The organism is Rhodopirellula maiorica SM1 (genome assembly GCF_000346295.1).
Classification (GTDB): Bacteria; Planctomycetota; Planctomycetia; order Pirellulales; family Pirellulaceae; genus Novipirellula; species Novipirellula maiorica.
Window position 1 is genome coordinate 1 of the sequence record NZ_ANOG01000026.1, and the last position, 5,226, is coordinate 5,226.

At 55.2% G+C, this 5,226-nt stretch carries 2 protein-coding genes and 1 pseudogene; 1 reads left to right on the forward strand and 2 read right to left on the reverse strand.

Going from position 1 to position 5,226, the window contains the following annotated elements; translation table 11 throughout:
- Positions 1-359: pseudogene (locus RMSM_RS40525) on the forward strand (potassium channel protein); the annotation flags it as partial.
- Positions 360-812: 453 nt separating this feature from the next.
- Here RMSM_RS40525 and RMSM_RS01080 read toward each other — a convergent pair.
- Positions 813-3,923 carry an efflux RND transporter permease subunit gene (locus RMSM_RS01080; protein ID WP_008690189.1) on the reverse strand — a complete coding sequence of 1,037 codons (3,111 nt, stop codon included), beginning with the start codon at positions 3,921-3,923 and terminating at the stop codon, positions 813-815.
- A 4-nt stretch (positions 3,924-3,927) separates the two neighbouring features.
- A partial coding sequence (locus RMSM_RS01085; RefSeq protein ID WP_040763400.1) for an efflux RND transporter periplasmic adaptor subunit occupies positions 3,928-5,226 on the reverse strand: 1,299 nt, incomplete at its 5' end.

Here is a 5,226-nt window from a genome sequence, read left to right on the forward strand (position 1 = left end):
AAAAGAAGATTGCTTACTGCAAAACACATTGGTTGGATCTGGCGATCATCTTGTTGCCACTGGTTTCGTTCCTGCGTTCGCTACAGTTTTTGCGAGCTACCGGAATTACCAAGATGGTCCGGTTGTCTCAGATCAACCAAGTCGCGCGGATGTACCGACTGCGAGGCACGGCGCTAAAGGCAGTGCGTGCACTGGTGCTCTTGGACATGCTCGAACGGATCCTTCGGCCGTCACCGGAACGATCACTCGTGAAGTTGCACGCACAACTGGCGGAACTCGAGAAAGAAGCAAAGGCGGTGCGTCGCAAAATCGCCAAACTCGAACGCGAGATCCCGGTGGAGATGTGTGCCGAAGAGTAACCGAGTCGGCAGTCTCAAATCCGTCACATCCGCGCGTGCCTCCCCAAGTCATTCGCATTGGCCGTCAACGGCTGCGGTCGCCAATGATTCGGTGAATAAAGAACGGGCAAAGTGATTTAAAACCAGACCACTTCGACTCTGGATATCATTTTGCCAAACAATCATTTTGCCATCCCCATGGACATGAGCAGCATTGCCCGATCCGGTTGAAGTTCGTTTTGTTGTTGCGATTACCGCCCCAAGGTTGCGCTGCGCGACCTCGGGCTGTGTTGTTCGACCGCGTTGCGGTCAATAAAGGATCATCAAATTCGCCGACCGCCCCCGCCGAACCTGCGATTTGTATGTTTGGAAAATCTGGCTCCCCTCGCTTCCGCAAGTTGTAAATCGCAAGTTGCTTAACTGCTGCGAGGAATCGGCCGTTGCCATTTAACAAATGATGTGTTGACTGATTCCCTATGCCGGGACGTTGGCTTCTGCGGCACACTTGTCTTCGCCGGATTTGACTCCTTTAGCGAACCAAGGGTAAATCGCGGGAATCACAAACCCGGTCAATAATGTGCTGGTGACCAAACCGCCGATCACCACGGTGGCCAGCGGACGTTGCATTTCGGCGCCGTCGCTGGTCGAAAACGCCATCGGAATGAAGCCAAAACTTGCGACCAACGCGGTCATCAATACGGGCCGTAATCGGTTCAATGCCGTCTGCTCGGTGACTTGGTCCATCGGCAGACCCGCCAAACGTGCATGCTCGGCCGCGCTGACCCACACCAATCCATTGAGCACGGCGACGCCAAACAAGGCAATAAAGCCAACACCGGCCGAAATACTAAACGGCATTTCGCGCAGCGCCAGTGCAAAGACACCGCCGCTGGCCGCCATCGGCACCGCCATAAAGATCAGCATTGCCAACGACACGCTGTGGAACGTGGTGTGCAACAGCAAGAAGATCAACAGCAACACAATCGGAGTGATCACGAGCAGCCGACGGCTGGCGGATTGCAAGTTTTCAAAGTCACCGCCCCATCGAATTTCATAGCCCACCGGCAGCTCGACTTGTTCGGCTACGGCCCGTTTTGCATCTCCGACAAAACTCGCCACGTCTCGACCGCGAACATTAGCAGCGATAAACGTTCGTCGCCGCACGTTGTCATGTTCGACCGAAGGTGGTGTTTCTTCGAGCTCCAGATCGGCCAGTTCGCCCAGCGGTACAATCCGCCCACCGACCGAATCGACCGGCAATTGCCTCAGCAAAGCTTCGTCTTTTCGCCATGCTTCGGGGATTCGCACCAAGATCGGATAGCGAGCGCGACCGTCGATGATGGTACCGACATTGCGTCCCCCCAATGATTCGATCGCGCCTAAAACTTTCGAGGCGTCGATACCGTAGCGTGCCAACGCCTCGCGATCGGGACGGATCGTCCACGTTTGCAGATTGGCTTGATAGTCCGCACGCACGTCCGCGGCCCCTGCGATCATTTTCAACACTCCCTCGATCTCTTTGGACTTCTTGGCCAAGACGTCCAAGTCGTTTCCATAGAGCAACACAGCAACATCGGATTTCACGCCTGCGACCAACTCGTCAACTCGCATCTCGATCGGCTGGGTGAACCCAAAGGCGACGCCTGCGACGCGATTATTGAGTTGATCGTCCATTTCGGCAATCAAATCGTCACGCGTGATGCCTTCGCGCCACTGGTCATGCGCTTTTAAGATTACCCAGACATCGGTTTGGTGAACGCCCATCACATCGTTTGCAATTTCCGGACGTCCGGTTTTGCAGAAGACCGTTTTCACCTCCGGAAATTCCATCATGATTTTTTCGATCTCGGTGCTCATGTCCGTTGCTCCTTCGATCGTGGCACTAGGCAAACGCACCGCTTCAACGAGCAAGTCGCCCTCTTCGAGCCGCGGCATAAATTCGGCCCCCAATCGTGATGCGACGGGAACGCTGATCCCGAACACCGCAATCGCAATCAGCGCGGTCACGACGGGCGCCGCTATGGCGCGGTGCACAAGCGGGCGATAGATCCATTTGACCCAGCGTACAAAGAAGACGTCTTTATCGGTTAGGTTACGTGGCAACGCGATCGCAGCAAGCGTTGGCATCAGCGTCATCGACAAAATCAGCGATCCAAACAGCGCAAACAACACCGTCATCGCCATTGGCCGAAACAGTTTTCCTTCGGTCCCCTCGAGTAGCAGCACCGGGATATAGACCACGGCAATAATCAGTTCGCCGAACATTGTCGGTTTCCGCACTTCGATGCAAGCGTCTCGAATCACTTCGACGCGATTTCGCACGTTACCGACATTGTGCGAAAGTTTGTGCATGCAGTTTTCGATCATGATAACCGACGAATCGACGATCAGCCCAAAGTCGATCGCCCCCAAACTCATCAAACTGGCTGAAATCGCGGTGGCGTACATCAAGTTGGCGGCGAACAACATCGATAGCGGAATCGCCAACGCAACGATCAACCCCGCTCGAAAGCTGCCCAACATGACCAACAGGACCAAGATCACCAAAACGCCACCTTCGACCAAATTTTTGACCACCGTTTTCAGCGTGCGGCCGATCAATGCGGAACGGTCGTAGGTGATTTCGAGCCGCACGCCGGGAGCGAGTGTCGGCATGATCTTATCGATTCGCCTCTTGACTCGCTCGACGATGTCACGCGAATTCTCGCCGATCAACATCATCACCAACCCGGTGACAGCTTCGCCACGTCCATCGCGTGTGACAGCGCCTTGCCGTGTCATCGGAGCGATCTCGACCTCGGCGATATCGGACAACAATACCGGCACGCCGTCATCATTGCGGCGAATGACGATGCTGCGGATTTCGTCGACGTCTCGCAACAATGCCTCGCCTCGGATAAATCGCTGCTCGTCGTGGTAAACGACATATCCGCCACCGGTGGATCCATTATTCTCTTCGACTCGACTAAACAGATCACTGAGCGTGATGTTGTTGCTGACGAGTGCATCAGGATTCGGCCGAATCTCAAATGTCTTGTAAAATCCACCATGCGTATTGATCTCGGTCACGCCACGTACTTCGCGTAGCTTCGGTGCGATTTCCCACTCTAACATCGTCCGCAATTGCATCGGCGTATAATCGTCTCCACGCACCTCGAATTGCAAAATTTCACCCAGCGCGGTGGTCAACGGCCCCATTTCCGGAGTGCCATATCCGGGCGGGATCGCCGCAGCGGCCGTTGGCAACCGCTCGGTGACGACTTGGCGAGCAAAATAGATGTCGGTGCCTTCGTCAAAGACAATCGTGACGACGGAAATCCCAAACTTCGATACACTGCGGACCTCTTCGACATTGGGCAGCCCGCCCATGGTCGATTCGACCGGATAGGTAATGTATTGCTCTACTTCCACCGGCGACAACGAACCAGCGTCGGTAATCACCGCAACTTGGACATTGGTCATATCGGGAACCGCGTCGATCGGCAATTCGATCGCACTTTTCACCCCCGCAGCAGCCATCAAAAAGGTAACGGCCAGGACAATAAAACGATTCTCGAGACAGAATTCAATCAGTTTTTGTAACATCAGCTCATTCCTCCTCACCGGCAAGAAGGATTTCGCTCTTTAATTTGAAAACGCCTTCGACGACAACCTGATCGCCCACGGACAACCCCGACGTGATTTCGGTCATCTCGTTTTGCTGTTCGCCCGTGACCACGTCGACGCGTCGAAATTCGGTATCACTTTCGGCAACAAACACAAACGGTTGATTCTCGTGCACGACCACGGCTTGGGTCGGTACCGCGATCACGTCGCGAGGCTTGTCCGTTGGCACCGTCATACGAATGAACATTCCTGGACGCAGTCGCGGGTCCGATGCGATGATCGAAGCGACCAACGGTGCTGCGCCGGTTACTAGATTCACACGGCGACCGACCACGATCACTTCGCCATCGAGTCGCACGTTGGAGATGGCGGGGACTGTGATCGTTACGCGTTGTCCCACCGCCACGGTGATCGCATTCCAATCGCTTTGCCGAATATCAGCTTCGGCCCACAGACGTGACGTATCCGCGATCGTAAAAATCGGCTCTCCGACCGAAACACGCTCGGTCGCGGTCAACAATCGCTCTTCGACCGTCCCGTCGATTGGCGAGACAAGATCGACGCTGGAAAGAGTGTCGTTGTTGACCTGGCGAAACGAAACTTGCGTGACTTCGGAGGCTGCAGGGCCAAGCAGGGCGTTGAGCTGCTGCAGTGCAATCTCGACGTCTCGCTGAGCGGCTTCGGCAGCGGCAGTGGACTGTTTGCATTTTTGGTTGACATCAAACAACGCTTGGTCCATCAACGACGCAAGTGACGCCTCGGCCGTCTGCATCTCCCGTTCACGTTCGGTCTGGATCCGCCCCGCAATGGCACCGACGTCGGCGGCTTCGCGTGATCCATTCGCAATCGCGATCGCTGAACGCCTTCGCGTATACGCTTCGATCAACGTACGACCATAATCGCCCAACGCCTCGGTCGCGAACCCGGCGATTAAATGCTCGGGAGACTCTCCGGCGCGAATCAATGCCACAAGCTCTTCGACGCCACTACAAATTTCTGAATTGCGTTTTTGTTCGTTCATGGCCAACTGCAGACTCGCCAATCGTGATTGAACCTCACTGCGTGACTGACCAACTTCGGGGCTGCTGATACGAGCGACCACTTGGCCACGGGTGACCTGGTTACCGGGTTGAACCAGCATCTCGGTGAGGATCCCCTCACACGCGGAATGGATCGAGACGTGACGATTTTGGTCATAGTCCAATCGGCCAGGCAACGTGCAGGATGATTGCAAGCGATGCGATTGACCGTTTCGACTTGAATCGCCGCCGAGGCAAGTTTC

Bases quoted from the DNA above. Each gene is read 5' to 3' on its own strand.
- RMSM_RS01080 (WP_008690189.1), bottom strand. From the start codon at position 3,923: ATGTTACAAAAACTGATTGAATTCTGTCTCGAGAATCGTTTTATTGTC.